This window comes from Tsuneonella sp. HG094, assembly GCF_053819285.1.
In genome coordinates this window covers 93,434-115,828 of sequence record NZ_JBSORA010000001.1, presented here as the reverse complement: position 1 = coordinate 115,828, position 22,395 = coordinate 93,434, and the positions used below count along the sequence as shown (strand labels likewise).

The window sequence follows — 22,395 nt, the reverse complement described above, 5'->3', positions numbered from 1 at the left end:
CATTGGGGACATGGCCGGTCATCATCATCACGAACACTCGGGCAGCGACCTGACCCATGCCGCCGAGTCGGCGCTGATCGCCGCCGGTGAGCAGTGGACCGAACTGCGCGCCGACGTGTTCGGAGCGCTCTCCACCCACGCCTCGCCCGCAAGCGCCTACGACATCGCGGACGAAGTGTCCGCCAAGCGCGGCAAACGCATCGCGCCCAATTCGATTTATCGCATCCTCGACCTGTTCGTGACGAACAACCTCGCCATGCGGGTCGAATCGTCGAACGCCTACCTCGCCAACAGTCACCCGGGCTGCCTGCACGACTGCATCTTCCTCGTCTGCGACGAATGCGGCGAAGCGACCCACATCGACAACGACGCGGTATCGAAAACGGTGCGCGGCCTTGCCGAAGCGGCCGATTTCAAGCCCGAACGCCCGGTGATCGAGATTCGCGGGCTTTGCTCGGATTGCCGCTAGGTTAGAGGTCTTTCGCCATCACAGCGCCGGGGACGGCGATCCCGTCAGGCGCCATGCGGTCGACACGCTGCACCACGTGATAGCCGCACGCTTCGTAGAGCGGTTCACCTGCAGCGGTCGCCATCATCTCCAGCCGCTTGAAACCCGCGCCGCGCGCGGCAGCCTCGCAGGTGTCGAGGATCAGCCGCCCAATTCCGCGGCGTACGAACGCCGGGTCGGTATACATCGCGCGAATCCGCGCCGGTTCGGTAGCGGGATCGAGCAGTCGGTCGTCGCGCGTTTCGAGCGAATGGTTGCCGCCATAAAGCGTCGCCCGGCGGCTCCACCCGCCGCATCCGGCGAGTTTATCGCCGACCTCGACACAGAAGTACGTCCCGTCCGCGACGAGCTGGGTATCGAGACCCATGCTGCGGCGGCTGGCGGCGATCTGGCCGGGGTCGAGGAACGGCTTCTGCAGCTCGGCGATCGACCGCTCCATGACCGCCGCGACCGAGTCGAAGTCGTCGGGAGTAGCAAGCCGGATGCGGGGCGATTCCATCGACCGGCATCTGCGACCGGGTCCCGGTCCGCGTCAACGGGCGAATGGCGGCCATTGCTCACGAAATGCTCATGGTTACATCGGCAACCGTTCATCGACAGGCGGTGCGACCGGGTGTAGGGCGATGGGATGACGCGACCTGACACGCCGCTGCTCGACACCGTCGACACGCCCACCGACCTTCGCAAGCTCAAGCCCGAACAGCTCCGCCAGCTGGCCGACGAACTGCGCGCGGAGATGATCAGCGCGGTCGGCACGACCGGTGGCCACCTCGGCTCGGGCCTCGGCGTGGTCGAACTGACCGTGGCCATTCACTACGTATTCGACACGCCGACCGACAAGCTGGTGTGGGACGTCGGCCACCAGGCCTATCCGCACAAGATCATCACCGGCCGCCGCGACCGCATTCGCACTTTGCGCCAGGGCGGCGGCCTGAGCGGCTTCACCAAGCGCAGCGAGAGCGAGTACGACCCGTTCGGCGCCGCGCACTCGTCGACCTCGATCAGCGCCGCCCTCGGCTTCGCGGTCGCCAACAAGCTGCAGGATCGCCCCGGGAAGGGCATCGCGGTGATCGGCGACGGCGCGATGAGCGCAGGGATGGCCTACGAGGCGATGAACAACGCGGAAGCCGCGGGCAACCGGCTGATCGTGATCCTCAACGACAACGACATGTCGATCGCGCCGCCGGTCGGCGGTCTTTCGGCCTACCTCGCGCGGATGGTTTCCTCGAGCGAGTACCTGGGTCTGCGCAGCCTCGCCTCGAAGCTTGCCAAGAAACTCAGCCGCCGGGTCCATCACGGCCTCGAGAAGGCCGAGGAATACACGCGCGGCATGGTCACCGGCGGCACATTGTTCGAGGAACTCGGCTTCTACTACGTCGGGCCGATCGACGGACACAACCTCGACCACCTCATCCCCGTGCTCGAGAACGTGCGCGACAGCGAGCAGGGCCCGATCCTGGTCCACGTCGTGACGCAGAAGGGCAAGGGCTATGCCCCGGCCGAGAACTCCGCCGACAAATACCACGGCGTCCAGAAGTTCGACGTCATCACCGGCGAGCAGAAGAAGAGCGCCGGCGGACCGCCCGCGTACCAGAACGTGTTCGGTGATACCCTCGCCAAGCTCGCCGAGACCGACCCGCGCATCTGTGCGATTACCGCCGCCATGCCGAGCGGAACGGGTGTCGATCGTTTCGCGAAGGCACACCCGGAAAAAGCGTTCGACGTCGGCATCGCCGAGCAGCACGCGGTGACGTTCGCCGCAGGCCTCGCCGCGGAGGGCATGCGTCCATTCTGCGCGATCTATTCGACCTTCCTGCAGCGCGCGTTCGACCAGGTGGTCCACGACGTCGCGATCCAGAACCTGCCGGTCCGCTTCGCGATCGACCGCGCGGGTCTGGTGGGCGCCGACGGTTGCACCCACGCCGGGTCCTTCGACGTGACGTACCTCGCAACGCTGCCCAACATGGTCGTGATGGCCGCGGCCGACGAGGCCGAGCTGGCGCACATGACCAAGACCGCCGCGGAATACGACGCGGGTCCGATCGCGTTCCGCTACCCGCGCGGGAGTGGTGTCGGCGTGCCGCTACCCGAGACCCCGCAAGTGCTCGAAATCGGCAAGGGCCGCTTGGTGCGCGAAGGCACGAAGGTCGCGCTGCTGTCGCTCGGCACGCGCCTCGCCGAAGCGCTGAAGGCCGCCGACGCGCTCGAGGCCAAGGGCCTCAGCACCACCGTCGCCGACCTGCGCTTTGCAAAGCCGCTCGACACCGACCTGATCGACCGCCTGATGCGCAGCCACGAGGTTGTGGTTACAGTCGAGGAAGCCGCGATCGGCGGCCTCGGCGCGCACGTCCTGACCCACGCGAGCGACACGGGCCTGACCGATACCGGCTTGAAGATCCGCACGATGCGCCTGCCTGACGTGTTCCAGGACCATGACGACCCGGCGAAGCAGTACGACGAAGCCGGGCTCAACGCCCCGCAGATCGTCGACACTGTCCTCAAGGCGCTGCGCCACAACAGCCCGGGTGTGGAAGAAGCGCGGGCCTGATCTAGCCGATCCAGCGCCAGATCCCGGCGGGCACTTCTGCCGTGCCGATGTGCGCCCAAGTCAGTGCGACCCACAGGATCGTCGCCGCGAGCCACAGGAGAAGCCCTGCTCGGGGCAGTGCGGTCAGGCGCGGCCAGTAGCTGGTCTTCGCCTCCCACCCGGCCCAGCTCGCGCCCATCAGCGCCGCCTTCTTGCGATCCTGCATGTGCGCGCCGACGAGGGCGAGGAACAGGATCCCGAGCGCGACGATCGACGTCCGCCAGCTCCACATCAGGATAAGATGCGAGAGCGCCCAGAGCGCGAAGCCCCACATCATCGGATGGCGCGTCACCGCAAACACTCCGGTCGGTGCGCGGTCGATCGCCTGCGCGGCGCCGGGATTGGGCAGCGCGGGGTTCTTCCACAGCGAGCCCAAGAACAGCACCAGCGCGGGCAGCGTCAGCACCGAGGCGACGATCCAGCCCGCCTCGCCCGAACCCGTCATGTCGACCTGCGGCGCGGCGCGGAAAGCGAGGATCATCCAGCCAAGTGTCGCGAACGCGACGATCGAATAGAGGATCAAGAAGCCGCCCTCGCCCAAACGCGCCACGACTGTCGCGCGGAGCGGGTGCGACAAGGCAAAATGCGTGCCGACGAAGGCGAGACTGGCGGCGAGTAGCGATGCGAGCGCAGGGTCCATGATCTTCCTCCCTCAAGCGGACGATCAATTAAGTATCATATTGCAACTAAATGCAACCCGGTCTTACCTTCGGGCGGGATCGGGTACCTCGACCGGCTCCGGAATGCCGTTGCCGGGCGCCTTGAGCGCGGCGATCTCGGCTTCGCGGCGCCGCATGTACACGTCGCGCATCGCCGCATAAGGATCGTTCGAGGCCCGGATGCGCTGGATTTCCTCGTCCAGTGCGAGCCGCTGGTCGAGCGACGTGACGACATACGAACTCGCCGCATATTCGAAGCGGTTGAACGGCTTGCCGACGACGTTTGGCAGCACCATCGTATCGGCCGCACCGCCCAGCATATCGCGCAAGGTCGTCGCCCCAAGCAGGGGAACGACCAGGAAGGGTCCTGGGCCGACGCCGTAATAGGCAAGCGTATTGGCGAAGCCATTGTTGCGCCGGGGCAGGTGGAACGGCTTCTTCTTGGCGACGTCGACGAGGCCTGCGACGCCCACGGTCGAGTTGATCACGAATCGGCCGAGCGTTCGCGCGGCGCGCTTGGGGCGAAGCTGCAGCACGTCGTTGAGAAAGACCACTGGCTCGCGCAGGTTGGCGAAGAAGTTGCTCAAGCCCTTGCGAACCGGCTTGGGCAGGCCTTTGGAGTACACGTTCGCAACGGGGGCAACGAGAGCCTCGTCGACCGCAGTTACCGCCTCGTAGCTCTGGGCGTTGATTTCGGCCAGCGGATCGGCCTTGATCGCCTGCCGCCCGGTGACGATGATCTCGCCTTCGACCGGAACATCGACCGTCGGATCGGCTGGCGACGCAGCCACCGGATCGGTAAGGGTACACGGCGTGCCGAGCGGCGCTTCGCCGGGCAAAACGACCTCGCGCGGATCGCACAATGCCGCCGCATCCTGCGCGGACGCCGGCAGCGCGGGCGCAGCCAGTGTGAGTATGACAGCAATCAGGGAAGCGAGGCGCAGGTTACGGGCTCCGGGCAGGACGAAGCGCCGAAAAGACGCTGCGTGCCTCCGGTTGTCAATCGCAACTTCCGCAACATTCAGCGACTTGGCCGAGCCTGCGCCGTGCTCCGTCTCAATTACCGCTCGATTCGCCGATGCCGATCAGGCGCACGGTGAACAGCAGGGTCGCTCCGCCCGGGATCGGCCCCTTGCCCTTCATCCCGTATGCAAGCGGCGCCGGGGTGGCGATCTCGATCGTGTCGCCCACGCCCATTTGCGGGATCGCGAGCTGCCATGCCGGAATGAGGCGACCGAGCGGGAAGGTGGCGGGCTCGCCCCCTTCCGAACTGTCGAACACGCCGCCATCGACGAAGCTGCCTGTGTAATGCACCGTCACGACATCGTCGCGCCTCGGATGGGCGCCGGTTCCGTTACCCGCGGTGCGGCGCCACAGCAGCCCGCCCTCGAGCGACTGCCAACCCGGCTCCGCCGCGCGGGACGAGAGCGCCGATTGCTGCGCGCTGACCCACGCCATGTCCTGGCTGCGGTCGGGCGGTCCTTCGACCGGCCCCTGCGCCAGCGCCGCCGCCCCCACGATCATCGCCGTGCCAAGGGCAAGTGTCGCAGCGCTTTCGCTGCCGAGCCGGAGGTGCCTCACCAGTCGTAGCCCTTTGGCTGGTCGCTTTCGTCAAGGTCGCGATACCGATCGCGCAGGCGCGTCTGGTGATCGGCGCGGGGCTGTTCGATCCCGTCGATGAACACGCGTTCGGCCGCGCTCGACACTTCGAGCGGATCGCCGTCCCAGACCACAAGGTCGCCTGCAGCACCCGCCGCGAGCACGCCAGCCCGGCCGCCCATGCCGGCGATGTCCGCCGGTATCGACGATATCGCGGCGAACGCTTGCCCCCAGGTCAGCCCGCTCGCGCGCGGCACCTTGGTCAGCGCGACGAGGTTGCCCGCGAACTGGGTCAGGTTGCGCGGCTGGTCGCCTGTTGTCCCGGCCAGCCCGCCGAGCGCGACCTTTACCCCGGCGGCGACCATGCGGCCGACATTGCTCTGGGTCGCGGCGAGCTGCTCGAACTTGGACGGCAGGTCGTCGATCGGATCGGCGATCACAGGCACGCCCGCCGCCGCGATGTCGCTCGCGGCGAGCCATCCCTCGCTCACCCCGACGAGCACCAGCTTGAGTCGGGGAAACTCGCTGCGCAGCGCGAGGACCGCGCGGATATCAGACGCCCGCTCGACACCGACGTAGAGAGGCTGTGTGCCGTTCACCACCGGCACCAGCGCGGCGGCATCGAACCGGGTGAGGAGCACGTCCTCGCGCGCCGTGCCGTTGTCGACGAGGCGCGGATCTACCGGAATGTCGTCGCCGGTCCGCACCGGAGCGGCCGAGCCACCACCGGTCAACCGCGCGTCGCTGCCGTACTGGCGCGCTTCGCGCAGCGCGTTGCGCAGGAGGGCGTGGGCGCTCACCCGGCTGCCGCCGGCAACTCGCGCGCCGAATTCGCCGAGGACGACGAACTGGAACGCGCGCGGACGCACCACCATGCGAGGATCGGCGCCGAGGTCCACCACCGCGCCCTGCCCGCCGAAGATCGAGTTCGCCGGCGTGCCGAACACGCTCGCCCGGGTAATCCCCCCGTTGCGCGCGACCGAAACATGCTGCGAGGACGGGTTGAGCGCCGGGGTCACGTCGAGCGCGGCGCCGAACGGCGAGTTGCGCGCTGCGGTATCGTTCGATTCCTGCACCCCGCCCGCGTCGAACAGGCCGAGGGAAGTCATCGCCGCGAACACCCCGGGGGTGACCCACTTGCCGGTCCCGTCGACTGCCTCGACGCCAGCAGGCACGGCGACGTCGCGGCCCGCCGCGACCACTTTGCCGCCGCGCACCACGACGGTGGCGCCGGGCACCGGGTCGCTGCCGTCGCCGGTCGCGACCGTGGCGTTGGTGATCGCGAAGTCCTGTGCCGCAACGGGCGCGGCGAGCGCGAGCAGGGCCGCGCCGATCAGGAAGCGATTGAAGGAGGAGCCGCTCATTTCACGTCTCCTTCGCCGGGCTGGCCAAGCTCGAAGTCGGTTACCGGTCGGCGCTTGGGATCGTTGGCGTCGTACATCAGCGCTCCGTCGATCCAGACCTTCTCAGGCCGCGAATAGACCGAGAGCGGGTTGCCGTTCCACAGCACCACATCGGCCATCTTGCCCGTCTCGAGGCTCCCGGTCTGGTCGGCGATGCCCATCGCGGTCGCGGCGTTGAGGGTGAGCCAGCGGATCACGGTCGCGTCGGGAATCGCGATGCCCGCCCGCCGTCCGGCGGCCTGCGCCTTCGCGGCTTCCTGGTTCAGGCGCTGGATGCCGTTCTCGTCGTCCGAATGGATGACCACGCAGGCGCCCGCGTTGTGGATGAAGGCGGCGTTCTCGGGAATGCCGTCGTAGCTTTCCATCTTGAAGCCGTACCAGTCGGCCCAGACCGCCGAGCAGACGTTATTCTCGCGCAGCAGGTCGGCGATCTTGTAGCTTTCGACCGCGTGGTGGAATGCGGCGACCTTGTAGCCCATCTCTTTGGCCATATCGAGGACGAGAGCCATCTCGTCGGCACGGTAGCAGTGGTTCTGGATCAGGATCTCGCCCGCCATCACGCCCTTGAGCGTTTCGGTCGCAAGGTTCCGCTTCTTGCCGTCATCGGCCTTGGCAGTGAGCCAGGTCTGGCGATTGACCGCAAGGTTGCCCATCCGGGTCGACGGCATCCGGCCCTTGGCGCCGTAGACCCGCTTGGGGTTCTCGCCGCAGGCCATCTTCATGCTGTAGGGCGCGCCGGGAAACTTCATCCCCTGCATCGTGCGCGCAGGCACGTTCTTGAGCGTGACCGAGCGGCCGCCCATCAGGTTTGCCGAGCCCGGCAGTATCTGCAACGCGGTGACCCCGCCATTCGCCAGCGCGCGGCTGAAGCCGGGGTCCTGCGGCCAGACCGAATGCTCGGCCCAGACCTCGGGCGTCGTCGGCGCGGTCGCCTCGTTGCCGTCCGAATGCGCATCGACCGACGGCGTGGGGTAGTCGCCGAGGTGCGAGTGGATGTCGATGATCCCGGGGGTGACGTACTTGCCCGCTCCGTCGATCCGCACATAGCCCGCCGGGATCGCAAGATCCGCCCCGCCCACGCCGACGACCTTGCCGCCGTCGAACAGCACGGTGCCGCCTTCGATCATCCCGCCCTTGCCGTCATAGACGGTCGCTCCGACCAGAGCGGTCGGGGTGCCCGGGTATGCCTTGTAGGTCGACGGATACGGGTTCTTGTCGAAATCCGCAGCGCTGGCACTCTTGGCGTCGGCATCTCCGGTCGTCGCGCAAGCAGAAAGCGCCATCGCGGCAGCCGCCACGACGAGTGTGGTCCTGAAATTCATGAGGTCCCCCAAAGCAAAAAGGGGCGCCTGCCGTATCGGCGGGCGCCCCTTTGTCAGTTGGTCAGTTGCGCGTCGCCGGATGAACCCCGGCGGCCTGCGGCTCGCCCAGTTCCTCGTCGCCGGCGACAGCGTGGTCCTCGAGAGTATCGAGGTGCATCCACTTCTTCACCAGCGGGGCGATGACGAGCACCACGACTGCCGCACCGATGGAGATCCAGCCGAACAGCTCGTAGATGTCGAGCAGGCCCTGCTTCGACATTTCGCCGCCGTGGCCGCCGGTCGCTTCGCCGATCTTACCCGCGACGAAGTTACCGACCGCGGTCATGTAGAACCACGCGCCCATAATGAGCGAGGCGAGGAACGACGGAGCGAGCCGGTTCATCGCCGACAGGCCCACTGGGCTGAGGCACAGCTCGCCGGTGGTGGCGAGGAGGTAGTAGAGGAAGACGAAGATCACCGGCGTCATCGCCGCGACCCCGAACGCTTCCGAGCCCCACACGAGGATCAGGTTCGCCAGGCCCATCTGCGCCAGCGCGAGACCGAACTTGGCCGGAGCCGACGGCTCCTTGCCCTTGCGGCCGAGCCATTGCCACACGCCCGCGAACAGCGGGGCGAGGATGATGATGTAGATCGGATTGATCGACTGGAAGATCGATGCCGGCACGCCGCCGCGATCGACGAACTTGTCGGTGAACAGGCTCATCGAGCCGCCCGCCTGCTCGAACAGGCCCCAGAACAGCGGGTTGAGGCTGATCAGGAACAGGATCGCAAACATGCGCTCGCGCGGTTCCTTGGGCAGCTTGAAGCTTTCGTAGAGCACGTAGCCGAGCAGCGCGACGCCCGAGATGATCAGCAGCGTCTGGATCACGTCCTGATACTGGACAAGCGCCCAGATCACCGCGACCGCGGCAAAGCCGAGGCCATAGAGAGTGAATTCGAAGCCCTTCGAGATCGCCTTGGGCGCTTCGCCCGCGCCGTTGAGCGCGCTCTTGCCGAGCACGAAGACGACGAGGCCGACGAGCATGCCAATGCCGGCGAGGCCGAAGCCGTAGCCCCAGCCGATCGTTTCGCCGAGGTAGCCGACGAGGATCGTGCCGACCGCGGCGCCGAGGTTAATACCCATGTAGAAGATGGTGTAGGCACCGTCGCGGCGGATGTCGGTAAGCTTGTATAGCTGCCCGACCATCACCGAGATGTTCGCCTTGAGGAAGCCCGAGCCGACGATGATGAAAGCGAGCGCGGCCCAGAACACGTTGATCGTGGGATCGCTCTGCCCGCCGACACCCTCAACAGCCATCAGGCTGTGGCCTGCGGCGAGCAGCAGCCCGCCGAACAGCACCGCCTTGCGCTGTCCGAGATAACGGTCGGCGAGGTAGCCACCGAGGAGCGGGGTGATGTAGACGAGGCTGGTGTACGCCCCGTAGATCAGCGTCGACTTGCCGTCGCTGAACAGCCAGTGCTTGGTCAGGTAGAAGATCAGCAGCGCGCGCATGCCGTAGTAGGAGAACCGCTCCCACATCTCGGCGAAGAACAACATGTAGAGGCCCTTGGGATGGCCGGCGAATTCGGGTTCCTTCTGGATCGCGATCTTGGCGCCCACCATCAGGAACACGGCGAGCACGACCACGGCGATCGCCGCGATCCAGTCCGCCTCCTGCCACAAACCCATATCCTTCATGCTGCTTCCCTCATCTCTCGTTGCGTTTTGCGGCCGTCCCCCGGCCGAAGTGCGCGCACCCTAGCGGGCGAAACGCGCATGTGAAGGGCTAGTTTCAGCCGCAACCGCCTGAACCCCGCATGACAACGCCGTCGAAGGCGCTCGGGAACGGACCTTGACGCGACACGCTGTATTATGGCACTGATGCACCTGCAGAGGACAGTTTGATGAACCAGCAGAGCCAGCCCGTCTATCTCCGCCTGCGCGACCTGATCGCGGCGGCGATCATCGAAGGGCGCTATCCGGAAGGGGCGATGCTGCCGTCGGTCCGCGCCTTCGCTGCCGAGCAGGGCGCGAACCCGCTTACCGTCGCCAAGGCCTACCAGTTGTTCCAGAGCGAAGGTCTGGTCGAGGTCCAGCGCGGGGTCGGAATGTACGTCGCCGCGGGTGCTTCCGAACGCCTTCGCAAAACCGAACGCACCCGCTTCGTCGAAGAGGAGTGGCCCGAAATCGCCGCGCGCATGGAGCGGCTGGGGATCGATCCGGTCGACCTGCTCCAACCAGCCTGAACCCCTTGCGCGATAAGGGAGATTGCGCTTTCCCGGTTGCTCTGGCAGATTGCGTTCCGGACGACGGGACTGGTCGCTAACCGGAACACAACAGGGCGCGATCGGAGGGCACAAAAGTGATCAGATCGGAATTGCTGCAGGCAATCGCAAAGGAAAATCCCGACTTGCGCGCCGAAGAGGTCGAGCAGGTCGTCGACATCTTCTTCGACGAGATTGCCAAGCGCCTCGCCGAAGGCGGGCGGGTGGAACTGCGCGGATTTGGTGCGTTCTCCACGCGCGACCGTGCCGAGCGCAAGGGCCGCAACCCGCGCACGGGCGAAGCGGTCGATGTGCCGGCCAAGAAAGTCCCCTACTTCAAGCCCGGCAAGGAAATGCGCCGCACGCTCAACGACGCGTAACGCGCGCCCATCACCGGACCGTCGGGTCTCCCGTGATCGGGAGAATCCCGTGCAATATTTTCACCGCCGACAAATTGCCCGTATCCCGTCGGCACGCTAGACGACCGCCTGCGCGGGTGTGGCGGAATGGTAGACGCCGGGGACTTAAAATCCCCTGACCTTTGGTCGTGTGGGTTCGAGTCCCACCACCCGCACCAGCCCGGGCCAGTCGCTTCGCCAGGCCCCTGTTGCGTTGTTAACCTTCCCCCATAACTCCGCAATCATCCCTACCGCGGCATTTGCAAGGCGGAGACCGTTGCAAGTCATTGACGGGCTCCGCGGCAGGGGTGCCGTGACTTTTGGGGTTCGCGAATGCAGCAGGGTCGTATCGAGCTGCCGGACGAAGCTGTCGCAGGAGCGGGCGAGGATCGCAGCGCGCCGCGTTTCACGCTGTTGATCCGGGTCGCCAAGCTGGTGTCGCCGCGGGGCGAGTTCATCGCCGTCATCCGCGACGTGTCCGACAGCGGTATCAGCCTGCGCATGTTCCACCCCCTGCCCGCCGAAGGGCCTTTCACCCTCGAACTGCAGACCGGCGAGCGCCACGCGATCGAACCGGTATGGAGCCGGGGCAACGAGGCGGGGTTCCGGTTTTCCGGCAATGTCGACATCGTCCGCCTCATTGCCGAGGCAGGCCGCTATCCCAAGCGACAGCTCCGCCTCGAGATCGGGTTCGAAATCGAACTCGCCCTGCTCGGCCGCCGCGTTCCCGCGACCGTCTCCAACATCTCCCAGCAAGGCGCCCGGATCGCCTGCGACGAGCGCCTGGCGATCGCCCAGCCCTTGCGGATCGTGTCCGAATTCCTGCCCGAGGTGCGCGCCAAGGTGCGCTGGCGAAAGGACGCGACGTACGGGCTCGTGTTCGACGACACGTTCTCGCTCAACGAACTCGCCGTCTTCGCTGCCGGCGCGCAGGACCCTGTGCTTCTCGCTGAAACGCATGGTGGCGCGGCCTTGCGTCGATGAAGCATCGCCGCCTTCGGAGTTATTCGCGGATGCTGTTTACCTACCGGTAACCAATTTCCTTCACTCCCCGGTCAATCGCATTGGGGGGCCTTGTGACACCTGTCTCGAATGAACTGACCGTCGACGTTGCCATCATCGGCGCAGGGCCGGCCGGCCTGACCGCCGGGTATCTGCTGACCAAGGCCGGCAAGACCGTCGCAATCATCGAAAAGGACGCGACCTATGTCGGCGGCATCAGCCGCACGGTCGAACACGAAGGCTACCGTTTCGACATCGGCGGGCACCGCTTCTTCTCGAAGAGCCAGCAGGTCGTCGACCTGTGGAACGAGATCCTGCCCGACGATTTCATCCAGCGTCCGCGGATGAGCCGCATCTATTACGAGGGCAAGTTCTACAGCTATCCGCTGCGCGCCTTCGAAGCGCTGTGGAACCTCGGCATCCTGCGCTCGACGGCATGCATGGTCAGCTACGGCTGGTCCAAGCTTTTCCCGATCAGGACCGTCCGCAGCTTCGAGGACTGGACCAGCAACCAGTTCGGCAAGAAGCTCTACGGCATCTTCTTCAAGACCTACACAGAGAAGGTGTGGGGCATGCCCTGCAACGAGATGAGCGCCGACTGGGCCGCCCAGCGCATCAAGGGCCTTTCGCTCTGGGGCGCGGTGACCGACGGGCTCAAGCGTTCGCTCGGCCTCAACAAGCGGCCCAACGACGGGCAGGCGGTCAAGACCCTGCTCGAGACTTTCCGCTATCCGCGTCAGGGCCCCGGCATGATGTGGGACGCCGCGCGCGACAAGATCGTGGCGACCGGCAAGGGCCGTGTCCTGATGGGCCACTCCATGAAGCAGCTCGCATCGGACGGAAGCGATGGCTGGCGCCTGTCGGCCGAAGGACCCGATGGCGAAGTCGTGATCAGGGCGGCCCATGCGATCAGCAGCGCGCCGATGCGCGAACTGGCCGCGCGCATGCACCCGCTGCCCGACACCACGCTCAATGCCGCCCAGCTCAAGTACCGCGACTTCCTGACCGTCGCGCTCAAGGTCGAGGGCGAGGACCTGTTCCCCGACAACTGGATCTACATTCACGACAGCAAGGTGAAGGTCGGCCGCGTGCAGAACTTCCGCAGCTGGTCGCCCGAGATGGTGCCCGATCCGGACATGGCCTGCGTCGGTCTCGAATACTTCTGCTTCGAGGGCGACGGGCTGTGGTCGATGGCGGACGACGACCTCGTCAAGCTCGCCACCGACGAAATGCGCATCCTCGGCCTCGTCGACCCGGCGAAGGTCAGGGGCGGTGCGGTGGTGCGGCAGGAAAAGGCCTACCCGGTCTACGACGAAACCTACGCTGCCAATGTCGCCGCGATGCGCTTCGAACTCGAGGACAAGCACACGACGCTTCACCTCGTGGGCCGCAACGGCATGCACCGCTATAACAACCAGGATCACGCGATGATGACCGCGATGCTGACGGTCGAGAACATCCTCGCCGGGGCCCGCGTCTACGACACCTGGTGCGTCAACGAGGACGCCGAATATCACGAGGCGGGCGATGAGGGCGCCGAACGCGCGCTTCCGGCCCGCGAGACGGTTCCGGTCAGCGAAGACCAGGCGGCTGCGCTTGCCTCGGTCCGCGAAGTGCCGGAACGCATCAAGTCGGAGCGCAAGGTCGCCTGAGGGGGCACAGGAACGGCGTTGGTCAATCCTTAACCAGAATGGCCGAGACTATGGCCGCTCTAATGCCGCACGATACGGGAATTGGGGGCAAACCGTGGTTGCAACACTCTTGAAGTTCGCCGACATCCGGCTGGTGCGGTATGGCCTCGCCAGCGTCGGTGCGCTTGCGATCGACGTAGGTAGCTTCCTCGCCGCGCTCGCAGCGGGGGTGGCCCCGGTTGCGGCATCCGCACTCGGCTATTCGATCGGGATCATGACCCACTGGCTTCTTTCGAGCCGTGCGGTGTTCGCCGACAGCGTCGCCGAACGCGGACCGGATCGCACCCGCCAGAAGGCACTTTTCGTAGGTTCGGCGCTGATCGGTCTTGCACTGACCACAGCCATCGTCGGCGTCGCCGACGCCGGGGGACTCGACCCCCGCCTCGCCAAACTGGCCGCGATCGTCGTCAGCTTCGCCGCGACGTGGATGCTGCGCAACCGCGTGGTGTTCCGCCGTGCGCCGACCGGAGCGGCGGCGTGAGCATCTTCGTGGAGCGGCGACGGCCGGCATTCACGCCGGACATGCTGGCGCGCGTCGGCCTCGCGTGGGCGATGATCGCGGCGCTTCTGCTCGTCACCAGCCTCCCCGCGATTCTCGCCTACCAGTTTCCCGACCCCGACGACACGCTGCGGCTGATCCAGGTGCGCGATTTCCTGGCCGGTCAGGGCTGGTTCGACGTGACGCAATACCGGATCGATGCCGCCAACGGCGGCGTGGCAATGCACTGGTCGCGCCTGGTCGACCTGCCGATTGCCGCGATCATCCTCGGCTTGCGCGGCCTGATCGGCCAGCCGGCTGCCGAATACGTCACCCTCATCGCGGTTCCGCTCCTGACGTTCGGCGTCGCCCTGCTGCTGGCAGGCCGCATTGCCTGGCGCCTGCTCGGCGATGAGGCGGCCGGGTTCGCCTGCCTTGTGATGGCGATGTCGGTTCCGGTGATCGAGCAATTGCGGCCGATGCGGATCGACCACCATGGCTGGCAGATCGTCTGCGCCCTTGCGGTGATGAATGCGCTGATGTCGCGCAGTGCCTGGCTCGGCGGGTGGGTCGCCGGGCTCGTCATGGCGATCTGGCTGTCGATCTCACTCGAGGGACTGCCGCTCGCCGCCGCCATCTGCGGAGTGACCGCGCTGCGCTGGCTGCGCGACCGGCACGACTGCGGCTGGTTCGTCGGCACGATGCAGGGTCTCGCGGTCGGCTCGGCTGCGCTGTTCGCCGCCACCCGCGGGTTTGGCGACCTCGCCCAGCATTGCGATGCCGTCAGCCCGGTCCACATCGCCACCTTCGCGGTCGGCGCGGTCGCGGCCACCGGCCTCGCCCGGCTCGAGCCCTTGCCCCGCTTCGCCCAGATCGCCGGCTTCGCGCTGATCGCGGCGCTCGGTGCGTTGACGCTCCAGTCCTTCGCACCGGCGTGCAGCGGTAGCCCGTTCGCCAACCTCGATCCGCTCGTCCGAACCTACTGGTATTCGGGCGTGGCCGAGGGACTGCCGGTGTGGCGCCAGAGCTGGACCACCGCGATGCAGATGGTGATTCCGCCGCTAGTTGCGCTGGTCGCGTGTCTCCAGCTCGCCGGACGCAGCGCCGACTGGTTGCGCCGCTGGTGGCAGGATTACGCGATGATCCTCGCGGCAGGATTCGTGATCTCGCTGTTCGTCGCCCGCGCGGGTGCGGTGGTCGGCGCGCTGTCCGCCGTCCCGCTCGGCTGGCTGGTCCGCGAATGGTTGCGTAAAGCGCGCAACGTGCGCCGACCCTCCAAGCGCGTCATGATCCTCGGTGCCATTGTCCTGCTGCTGATGCCGAGCGCACCGATCACGATCGGCGGCAAGCTCGCTCCCTCGGCCGCGATGGCTGCGGTTGGTCCGGGCGTGTCCAGTGCGCGCTGCGATGTCCAGGACCAAGCGGCGCGGCTTAACGCCCTCCCGAGGGGGACGATCTTCGCTCCGCTCGACATCGGCCCGTCGATCCTTCTCGAATCGCACCATTCGGTCGTCGCCACCAGCCATCACCGGGCCGAAGACGCGATGCACGACGTCATTGCCGCGTTTCTCGCGGCCCCCGCCGATGCCAGGCCGACGATCGCTCGCCACGATGCGGATTACATCGTGATGTGCACCGACCTCGTCGAGTCGGAACTCTACGCGAACGCCGCGCCCTCGGGCTTGGCGCGGCAGTTGCTGGACGGTTCTGCCCCGGACTGGCTCGAGCCCGTAGACCTCGGCGGTTCGGACCAGTTCCGGGTCTGGCGCGTGCGGCGATAAGCCGAACGCCTCAGGCGGCCGATGCGATCGGCCCCGTCAGTGTGCAACTGCACAACACCGGTCGGGCGATACAAGTCGCCGGTCGAACGCAAGATTGCCCTTCCCCGACCCCCGGTCTATGCCGCCCCAAAGGTCCGCTTGCGCGCGGTGCCTTATGCATATAACACAGCCGCAAGGTCGGCAGGGCTATACGAATGAATTACGAAACCACCGTCGAGGCCGATGCGACTGGCGCGCGTCCCGCCGACATGTTGATGTCGGACGAGACCGTCATCGTCGAAGATGAAACGCCGCGCCGGCGGCGCTGGGCGCTGTGGGCGATCGCGGTTGCCATCGTGCTGGCGGTGGGCTTCTTCCTACTCGGCGGCGGCGGCGAAAAGGCCGATCCGTTCGCCCCGCCACCCGACGGGCAAGTGCCGCTCGTCAGCGTCGTCACACCTGGGCGTGCGACAATAGCGGGGACGATCGAGGCGACGGGTACGCTGTTCGCGCGCCGCGAATTGCCGGTGGGTTCGGTCGGCGAAGGCGGCCGGGTCGTCTCGGTGCCGGTCGACGAAGGCGACTGGGTCCGTCAGGGCCAGGTCCTCGTGTCGATCGACCGCTCGGTGCAGAATCAGCAGATCGAGGGCGCACGTGCGCAGATCGGCGTGGCGACGGCAGACCTCAACCTGGCGCAGGCGAACCTCGACCGCGCGCTCAAGCTGGTCGACCGCGGGTTCATCTCCAAGGCCGACGTCGATCGGCTCACTGCGACCCGCGATGCCGCGCGCGCGCGCGTCGGCGTGTCCCGCGCAACGCTCGGTGAACTGCAGGCACGGACCGCACGCCTCAATATTTACGCCCCCGCCTCGGGCCTCGTCCTGACCCGGGCTGTCGAGCCCGGCCAGACCGTCGGTGCCGGCGGCACGCCGCTGTTCACGATCGCCCAGGGTGGCGAGATGGAACTGCGCGCGCTGCTGAGCGAAGAGAACCTCGCGAAGACGAACGTCGGCGCGCCAGCCACGGTGACGCCGGTTTCCAGCGAGAAGAGCTTCACCGGCCAGGTGTGGCAGATCAGCCCGACGATCGACCAGCAGAACCGGCAGGGCGAAGCCCGCGTGGCGCTTGCCTATGCGCCCGAGCTGCGGCCCGGCGGGTTCGCTTCGGTCACGCTCAACAGCGGGACGATAGTGGCGCCGCAACTGCCCGAATCGGCGATCCAGAACGGCGAGGCGGGCCGCTTCGTTTACGTCGTCGGCAAGGACAATCGCGTTCGCCGCCAGCCGGTCCGCACGGGCCTCGTCACCTCGAGTGGGATCGCCATCGTCGAGGGTCTCTCGGGCAACGAACGCGTGGTCCTTCGCGCCGGTGGCTTCCTTGCCGACGGTGACAAGGTCAGACCGCAGCAAGCCAAGTAGGCGGCGGGCAGAGACATGGACCTTCGCAACATCTCGGCCTGGTCGATCCGCAACCCGGTCATTCCGATCGTGTTGTTCCTCGGCCTGTGCATCGCCGGCATCGTCTCGTTCGCGCGCATGGACGTGAACCAGATGCCCGACGTGGAATTTCCAGGCGTCATCGTCGCCATTTCGCAGCCCGGTGCCGCGCCGAGCGAGATCGAGACGCAGATCACGCAGAAGGTGGAAGCCGCGATCCGCTCGATCAGCGGCGTCGAGGAGATTTCTTCGACGGCTTCGGAAGGCAGTTCCCAGACGGTCGTCTCGTTCGTTCTCGGCACCGACGTCAACGAAGCCGTGAGCGAGGTCAAGAACGCCGTCGACCAGACGCGCAGCGACCTCCCCGAAGGTATCCAGGAACCGCGGATCGCCAAGATCACCTCGGTCGGCCCGACAGGCGGCGCGCTCGCCTTTTTCGCCGTTACCGCCGACGACATGACGATCGAGCAGCTAAGCTGGTTCATCGACGACACCGTGGCGAAGCGCCTCCTTTCGATCGAGGGCATGGCTTCGGTCAGCCGCAACGGCGGCGTCGACCGCGAGATCAGCGTCATCCTCGACCCGGCGCGCATGCAGTCGCTCGGCGTGACCGCGCGCGACATCAATAACGTGCTGCGCCAGACGAACACCGACGCGGCGGGCGGCCAGGCCGAAATCGCCGGCTCGCGCCAGTCGGTGCGCGTGCTTGGCAATGCCGAAACCGCATTCGATCTGGGCAACAGCCAGATCAACCTGGGCGGTGGGCGAACGGTCAAGCTGTCCGACGTCGCCACCGTGCGCGATGGCTATTCGGAAAAGACGCGAACGGCGAAGCTGAAGGGGCGCGAAGTCGTCAACTTCGGTTTTCAGCGCGCGCGCGGTGCCTCCGACGTGACCGTTTACGACGAGGCGCTGAAAGAGCTGGAGGAGATCAAGGCCGAAAACCCCGGCATCCACTTCACCCGCCTCTACACCGAAGTGCCGTACATCAAGTCGCAATACACTTCGTCGATGGAAGCGCTGATCGAAGGCGCGGTGCTGGCGATCGTGGTCGTGTTCCTGTTCCTGCGCGACTGGCGCGCGACGTTGATTTCGGCGATCGCGATCCCGCTGTCGGCGATTCCCACCTTCTGGTTCATGGACATGCTTGGCTTCACGCTGAACATGCTGTCGCTGCTGGCGCTCAGTCTCGTGGCCGGCGTGCTGGTCGACGATGCGATCGTGGAGATCGAGAATATCGTCCGGCACATGCGGATGGGCAAGAGCGCCTATCAGGCATCGATCGACGCCGCGGACGAGATCGGTCTGGCAGTGGTCGCCACGACGTTCTCGATCGTCGCGGTGTTCCTGCCGGTCGGCCTCATGCCGGGCATTTCGGGGCAGTTCTTCAAAGCGTTCGGCCTCACGGTGGTGGCTGCCGTCCTCATGAGCCTCGCGGTGGCGCGCATGATCACGCCGATGATCGCGGCCTATTTCCTGAAGGCTCACGGCGAGGCGGAGCACGGCGAGGGCCGGGCGATGGACGTCTATATGAAGGTCCTGACCTGGACGCTGGACACCCGGCGTAGCCAGGAACTGCGCGCCCGGATCGAACGGCAGCCCCGCCAGTGGTGGTATCCGGCAGTCGCGATCCTTCCGATACTGCTCGTGCTGGGCGCGGGGATCGGCGTCGGTGTCGTGGCAGGGCAGCTTATGGCGACGATCGTGCCGACCATCGTGGCCGTGCTGATCGCCCCCTTCATCGCCTTCGGTGCCGCATGGCTCGCTGGAAACCTGCTGCGCGCGCTCGTCGGATCGATCGGCCATTTCGGCGCCTGGTATCGCACGCTGGCCGACCGCTTCGGTGCGCGCATGCGCGACCACCGTTTCTTTGCCTTCCTGCTAGGCGTTTATGCGCTGATCGTGACGTTCGGCCTCCTCGCCACCTTGCCGCAGCAATTCCAGCCCGACGAGAACCGCGATACGAGCCGGGTCTCGATCGAGATGGTCCCAGGCACGACTCTGCGCCAGACCGAAGCGAAGGCGGCGGAAGTCGCGGCGCTGCTCGAACGGCAACCCGAAGTCGTTCGCGTCATGCAGAACATCCGCGAAGGCGGTGCCACCCTGTTCGCGGCGTTGAAGCCTGCCGACGAACGCGAGCTGACCAACACCGAATTCGAGCGCCGCCTGACGGCCGACCTCCAGAAGTTCCCCGATGCGCGAGTGAATTTCCAGGCCGGCGGCGGCGGGGGCGGCGGCGGATCCGGTCGTGCCATCTCGGTCATGCTGTCGGGCAGCAATTCGGAACTGCTCAACCAGACGGCCCAGACACTCGTCGAGCAGATGAGCGGAGTTCCGGGTGTTCTGGCGCCGCGCATTGCCGCCGATCTGCAGCGACCCGAACTCGTCATCGTGCCGCGCCTCGACCTCGCCGCCCAGCTCGGCGTGACCACCGCCGCGCTCAGCTCGGCGATCCGCGTGGCCACCCTCGGCGAAATCAACCAGAACGCGGCCAAGTTCTCGCTGTCCGACCGTCAGGTCCCCATCCGGGTGCGATTGTCCCAGGACTCCCGCCGCGACCTGTCGACGATCGAAAACTTGCCCGTGCCCACCACCACCGGCGGTGCGGTTCCGCTCAGCCGGGTAGCCGAGATCACCTTCGGTGCAGGACCGACGCAAATCCAGCGCTTCAACCAGTCGCGCCGTGTCTTCGTCGGTGCCGATCTTGGCCCGGGGGTCGTGAAGGGCCCAGCGATGCAGGCGATCCAGCAGCTGCCGATCATGCAGAACTTGCCGCAGGGTGTGTCCAACGCCCCGGTCGGCGAAGACAAGTTCCAGGCCGAGATGATCGACAGTTTCGGAACGGCCGTTTTTAGCGGTATCCTGCTCGTGTTCGCGGTGCTGGTCCTGCTCTACAAGCGCTTCGTCTCGCCGCTGGTCAACATGACCTCGCTTTTGCTGGCGCCGCTGGGCGGATTGCTCGCGCTCATCATCGCCGGTCTCGTCAGCAAGGGCGCGCCGACGCCGATCTCGATGCCGGTCTATATCGGCCTGCTGATGCTGCTCGGCATCGTGGCCAAGAACTCGATCCTGTTGATCGACTTCGCGATCGACGAGATGGACAAGGGCGTGGCCAAGTATGAAGCCATCATGGATGCCGGGCACAAGCGTGCCCAGCCGATCGTCATGACCACGGTCGCGATGACTGCCGGCATGGTGCCGACCGCACTGTCCCTGTCGGGCGACGGCGCGTGGCGCGCGCCGATGGGCGTGACCGTGATCGGCGGGCTGATTCTTTCGACCTTGCTCACCCTCGTGCTTATCCCCGCCGGGTTCAGCCTCGCCGACGGGTTCGAGAAGCGTGTCGGCCCGTGGCTGCGCACCCGCTTCCTGACGTACAAGCCGGGTGACGAGGACTTGGTCCACATTCCCGAACATGGCCCCCGCGGCCGCGCCGAAGGCCTGCCCGCCGAGTGACGGGAGAAACCCCCACGCTTCCGGCGCGTTCGGGACGCATGGGGGCCATCCGCACACAACCCGACCGCGCGCGCACCATGCGCCGCACCGCCACCGGACTGCTGGTGGCGATGGCCGGGTTGTATGTGCTGACCGGGCAGTACCTCGGCCTGCATCCATCGGTGGGCTATGTCCGCGCCTTTGCCGAGGCAGCGATGGTCGGCGGACTTGCCGACTGGTTCGCGGTCACCGCGCTGTTCCGCCGCCCGCTCGGCCTGCCGATCCCGCACACCGCGATCATCCCCGAGAACAAGGATCGCATCGCCGATACCATGGCGGCGTTCCTGCAGGATAACTTCCTCACCCCCGCGGTCGTCGCGCGGCGGATGCAGGACATGAACCTCGCCAAAGCGGTGGGAGACTACCTCGCGGCGCCGTCGGGCGGCGAGACCGGAGCGCGGCTGCGCGCGGGCGCGGGCGAACTCATCGCCGAATTCCTTGAATCGCTCGATCCCGAACGGCTCGGTACGCAGGTTCGCGGCGGCCTCAAGAACCTCGCCGCGCGGGTCGAGGTCGCCCCCCTGCTCGGCCAGTTGCTCACCGCCGCGATCGCCGATCGCCGCCACCTGCCGCTGATCGATTCGGCGATCCGTTGGGCCGGCCTGACGATCGAGGCGAACGAAAACATGATCCGGTCGATGATCCACGACAAGGCCAACGGTCTCGTTAGGTGGACCGGCCTCGACGAGAAGCTCGCGAATTCCGTGCTCGACGGTCTCTACAAGCTGTTGGCCGAGGTGCTGGTCGATCCCGATCATCCCTTGCGCGGCAAGCTCGACGAAGGACTGGCCCAGTTCGCGCATGACCTGCTTCACGACGAGGAGACCCGCGCCAGGATCGAGCGGGTGAAGAACGAACTGCTCGACAACCCGGTCGTCGGCAAGTGGTGGCTCGGCGTGTGGGAGCGCATCCGTACCGCCCTGATCAAGACCGCGCGCGAGCCCGGCGGCGGCATTGGCGGGCAACTCTCCGAGAGCCTCGCCGAGATGGGCAAGGTCCTGCAGCAGGACGCGCGGATGCAGCTCCAGGTCAATCGCCTCGCCCGGCGCACCGCCGTGGGCGTGGCGACGCGTTACGGCGGGCAGATCGTGCGCCTCGTGTCCGAAACCGTCCGCCGCTGGGACGCGCGCACGGTGACCGACCGGATCGAGAGCGCGGTCGGCCGCGACCTCCAGTTCATCCGCATGAACGGCACCCTCGTCGGCGGCCTCGTCGGCGTTACGATCCACGCCGTCGACGCCCTGCTGTGAGCGATTCAGACCCGTTTCTCGTGACCGAGCGACTCGAGCTGTGGCGGCCCGCCATCGCCGACGAGCCGCAGATGTTCGCGATCATCCAGGAGCCGGAAACCCATCGCTTCCTGGGGCCGATGTCCAGCCGCGCCGATCACTTCATTCGCTTCCAGCGCGGCGCGGGGAGCTGGTTCCTGCACGGTTACGGCAGCTTCATGGTGCGCTGGAAGGGGCAGTCCGCGGTGATCGGCAACTGCGGCGTATTCCACTCCTATCGCGGCCTCGGTGAGGATTTCGATGACCGTCCGGAGGCGGGGTGGATCCTGGGGTCGGCGACGGTCGGCATGGGCGTGGCGCGCGAAGCGATGGAGGCCGCGCTTGCATGGTTCGATCGCGAACATGGCCCGCGCGAGGTCGTCTGCATGATCGAACCGCGCAATGCGCCGTCGATCGCGCTCGCGGGCAAGCTGGGGTTCGCCCCCACGCGCCTGACGGAAATGCCCGACGGGGCGGAGGTACGGCTCTTCAGCCGGCCTTCAGCCCACGCCTGACAGCAGGAGTCCAGTCATTCCGTCGCAGCG

Annotated in this window: 19 protein-coding genes and 1 tRNA gene; 13 read left to right on the top strand and 7 right to left on the bottom strand. The window is 66.6% G+C overall.

Annotated elements, in window-relative coordinates; all coding sequences use genetic code 11:
- Positions 1–10 precede the first annotated feature (10 nt).
- The gene (locus ACWPMX_RS00595) at positions 11–469 is read left to right on the top strand and encodes a Fur family transcriptional regulator (protein WP_455698112.1); all 459 of its coding nucleotides are present in this window, start codon (positions 11–13) and stop codon (positions 467–469) included.
- Position 470: 1 nt separating this feature from the next.
- Here the strand turns inward: ACWPMX_RS00595 and ACWPMX_RS00590 are convergent, their stop codons facing one another.
- Positions 471–1,007, bottom strand: a complete 537-nt coding sequence (locus ACWPMX_RS00590) for a GNAT family N-acetyltransferase (protein WP_455698111.1) — start codon at positions 1,005–1,007, stop codon at positions 471–473.
- Positions 1,008–1,136: 129 nt separating this feature from the next.
- Here ACWPMX_RS00590 and dxs point away from each other — a divergent pair, with 129 nt between their 5' ends.
- Entirely contained in the window at positions 1,137–3,056 is a 1,920-nt protein-coding gene (gene dxs / locus ACWPMX_RS00585; RefSeq protein WP_455698110.1) for a 1-deoxy-D-xylulose-5-phosphate synthase, read from the top strand.
- Position 3,057: 1 nt separating this feature from the next.
- On the opposite strand, the gene ACWPMX_RS00580 is transcribed toward dxs, so the two are convergent.
- The 6 genes from ACWPMX_RS00580 to ACWPMX_RS00555 form a co-directional block, all read right to left on the bottom strand.
- Positions 3,058–3,735: an NnrU family protein gene (locus ACWPMX_RS00580; RefSeq protein ID WP_455698109.1), complete on the bottom strand. Its 678-nt coding sequence runs from the start codon at positions 3,733–3,735 to the stop codon at positions 3,058–3,060.
- 63 nt (positions 3,736–3,798) lie between these two features.
- Positions 3,799–4,617, bottom strand: a complete 819-nt coding sequence (locus tag ACWPMX_RS00575; RefSeq protein ID WP_455698108.1) for an MlaA family lipoprotein — start codon at positions 4,615–4,617, stop codon at positions 3,799–3,801.
- A gap of 193 nt (positions 4,618–4,810) precedes the next feature.
- Complete coding sequence (locus ACWPMX_RS00570) at positions 4,811–5,335, bottom strand: FKBP-type peptidyl-prolyl cis-trans isomerase (RefSeq protein WP_455698107.1); 525 nt, start codon at positions 5,333–5,335, stop codon at positions 4,811–4,813.
- The gene (locus ACWPMX_RS00565; protein WP_455698106.1) at positions 5,332–6,717 is read right to left on the bottom strand and encodes an amidohydrolase family protein; all 1,386 of its coding nucleotides are present in this window, start codon (positions 6,715–6,717) and stop codon (positions 5,332–5,334) included. Before ACWPMX_RS00565 ends, ACWPMX_RS00570 begins: the two co-directional genes overlap by 4 nt.
- Complete coding sequence (locus tag ACWPMX_RS00560) at positions 6,714–8,078, bottom strand: amidohydrolase (RefSeq protein ID WP_455698105.1); 1,365 nt, start codon at positions 8,076–8,078, stop codon at positions 6,714–6,716. Before ACWPMX_RS00560 ends, ACWPMX_RS00565 begins: the two co-directional genes overlap by 4 nt.
- Before the next feature lie 61 nt (positions 8,079–8,139).
- Positions 8,140–9,756: a peptide MFS transporter gene (locus ACWPMX_RS00555; RefSeq protein ID WP_455698104.1), complete on the bottom strand. Its 1,617-nt coding sequence runs from the start codon at positions 9,754–9,756 to the stop codon at positions 8,140–8,142.
- A gap of 206 nt (positions 9,757–9,962) precedes the next feature.
- Between ACWPMX_RS00555 and ACWPMX_RS00550 the strand changes: the two genes are divergently transcribed.
- The 11 genes from ACWPMX_RS00550 (at position 9,963) to ACWPMX_RS00500 (ending at position 22,365) form a co-directional block, all read left to right on the top strand.
- Positions 9,963–10,304: a GntR family transcriptional regulator gene (locus ACWPMX_RS00550; protein ID WP_455698103.1), complete on the top strand. Its 342-nt coding sequence runs from the start codon at positions 9,963–9,965 to the stop codon at positions 10,302–10,304.
- 116 nt (positions 10,305–10,420) lie between these two features.
- Positions 10,421–10,702, top strand: a complete 282-nt coding sequence (locus tag ACWPMX_RS00545; protein ID WP_455698102.1) for an integration host factor subunit beta — start codon at positions 10,421–10,423, stop codon at positions 10,700–10,702.
- Between the two features lie 112 nt (positions 10,703–10,814).
- A tRNA-Leu gene (locus ACWPMX_RS00540) sits at positions 10,815–10,899 on the top strand.
- A gap of 154 nt (positions 10,900–11,053) precedes the next feature.
- Complete coding sequence (locus tag ACWPMX_RS00535) at positions 11,054–11,704, top strand: PilZ domain-containing protein (protein ID WP_455698101.1); 651 nt, start codon at positions 11,054–11,056, stop codon at positions 11,702–11,704.
- Between the two features lie 92 nt (positions 11,705–11,796).
- Positions 11,797–13,374 (top strand): NAD(P)/FAD-dependent oxidoreductase, encoded by a 1,578-nt coding sequence (locus tag ACWPMX_RS00530; RefSeq protein WP_455698100.1) that lies wholly within the window; start codon positions 11,797–11,799, stop codon positions 13,372–13,374.
- A 94-nt stretch (positions 13,375–13,468) separates the two neighbouring features.
- Entirely contained in the window at positions 13,469–13,894 is a 426-nt protein-coding gene (locus ACWPMX_RS00525; protein WP_455698099.1) for a GtrA family protein, read from the top strand.
- The gene (locus ACWPMX_RS00520) at positions 13,891–15,672 is read left to right on the top strand and encodes a hypothetical protein (protein ID WP_455698098.1); all 1,782 of its coding nucleotides are present in this window, start codon (positions 13,891–13,893) and stop codon (positions 15,670–15,672) included. Before ACWPMX_RS00525 ends, ACWPMX_RS00520 begins: the two co-directional genes overlap by 4 nt.
- 194 nt (positions 15,673–15,866) lie before the next feature.
- Positions 15,867–17,069, top strand: coding sequence for an efflux RND transporter periplasmic adaptor subunit (locus ACWPMX_RS00515; RefSeq protein WP_455698097.1), 1,203 nt, complete (start codon positions 15,867–15,869; stop codon positions 17,067–17,069).
- Between the two features lie 15 nt (positions 17,070–17,084).
- Positions 17,085–20,543, top strand: coding sequence for an efflux RND transporter permease subunit (locus tag ACWPMX_RS00510; protein ID WP_455698096.1), 3,459 nt, complete (start codon positions 17,085–17,087; stop codon positions 20,541–20,543).
- A gap of 77 nt (positions 20,544–20,620) precedes the next feature.
- Positions 20,621–21,832: a DUF445 domain-containing protein gene (locus ACWPMX_RS00505; protein ID WP_455700706.1), complete on the top strand. Its 1,212-nt coding sequence runs from the start codon at positions 20,621–20,623 to the stop codon at positions 21,830–21,832.
- The gene (locus ACWPMX_RS00500) at positions 21,829–22,365 is read left to right on the top strand and encodes a GNAT family N-acetyltransferase (RefSeq protein WP_455698095.1); all 537 of its coding nucleotides are present in this window, start codon (positions 21,829–21,831) and stop codon (positions 22,363–22,365) included. The genes ACWPMX_RS00505 and ACWPMX_RS00500 overlap by 4 nt, the downstream gene beginning before the upstream one ends.
- Positions 22,366–22,395 lie beyond the last annotated feature (30 nt).

What these genes read in the sequence shown, in the direction of transcription:
- ACWPMX_RS00595 (WP_455698112.1), top strand. Translation starts at nt 11, where the DNA reads ATGGCCGGTCATCATCATCACGAACACTCGGGCAGCGACCTGACCCAT.
- ACWPMX_RS00590 (WP_455698111.1), bottom strand. Translation starts at nt 1,007, where the DNA reads ATGGAATCGCCCCGCATCCGGCTTGCTACTCCCGACGACTTCGACTCG.
- dxs (WP_455698110.1), top strand. Translation starts at nt 1,137, where the DNA reads ATGACGCGACCTGACACGCCGCTGCTCGACACCGTCGACACGCCCACC.
- ACWPMX_RS00580 (WP_455698109.1), bottom strand. Translation starts at nt 3,735, where the DNA reads ATGGACCCTGCGCTCGCATCGCTACTCGCCGCCAGTCTCGCCTTCGTC.
- ACWPMX_RS00565 (WP_455698106.1), bottom strand. Translation starts at nt 6,717, where the DNA reads ATGAGCGGCTCCTCCTTCAATCGCTTCCTGATCGGCGCGGCCCTGCTC.
- ACWPMX_RS00560 (WP_455698105.1), bottom strand. Translation starts at nt 8,078, where the DNA reads ATGAATTTCAGGACCACACTCGTCGTGGCGGCTGCCGCGATGGCGCTT.
- ACWPMX_RS00555 (WP_455698104.1), bottom strand. Translation starts at nt 9,756, where the DNA reads ATGAAGGATATGGGTTTGTGGCAGGAGGCGGACTGGATCGCGGCGATC.
- ACWPMX_RS00550 (WP_455698103.1), top strand. Translation starts at nt 9,963, where the DNA reads ATGAACCAGCAGAGCCAGCCCGTCTATCTCCGCCTGCGCGACCTGATC.
- ACWPMX_RS00535 (WP_455698101.1), top strand. Translation starts at nt 11,054, where the DNA reads ATGCAGCAGGGTCGTATCGAGCTGCCGGACGAAGCTGTCGCAGGAGCG.
- ACWPMX_RS00515 (WP_455698097.1), top strand. Translation starts at nt 15,867, where the DNA reads ATGAATTACGAAACCACCGTCGAGGCCGATGCGACTGGCGCGCGTCCC.
- ACWPMX_RS00510 (WP_455698096.1), top strand. Translation starts at nt 17,085, where the DNA reads ATGGACCTTCGCAACATCTCGGCCTGGTCGATCCGCAACCCGGTCATT.
- ACWPMX_RS00505 (WP_455700706.1), top strand. Translation starts at nt 20,621, where the DNA reads ATGCGCCGCACCGCCACCGGACTGCTGGTGGCGATGGCCGGGTTGTAT.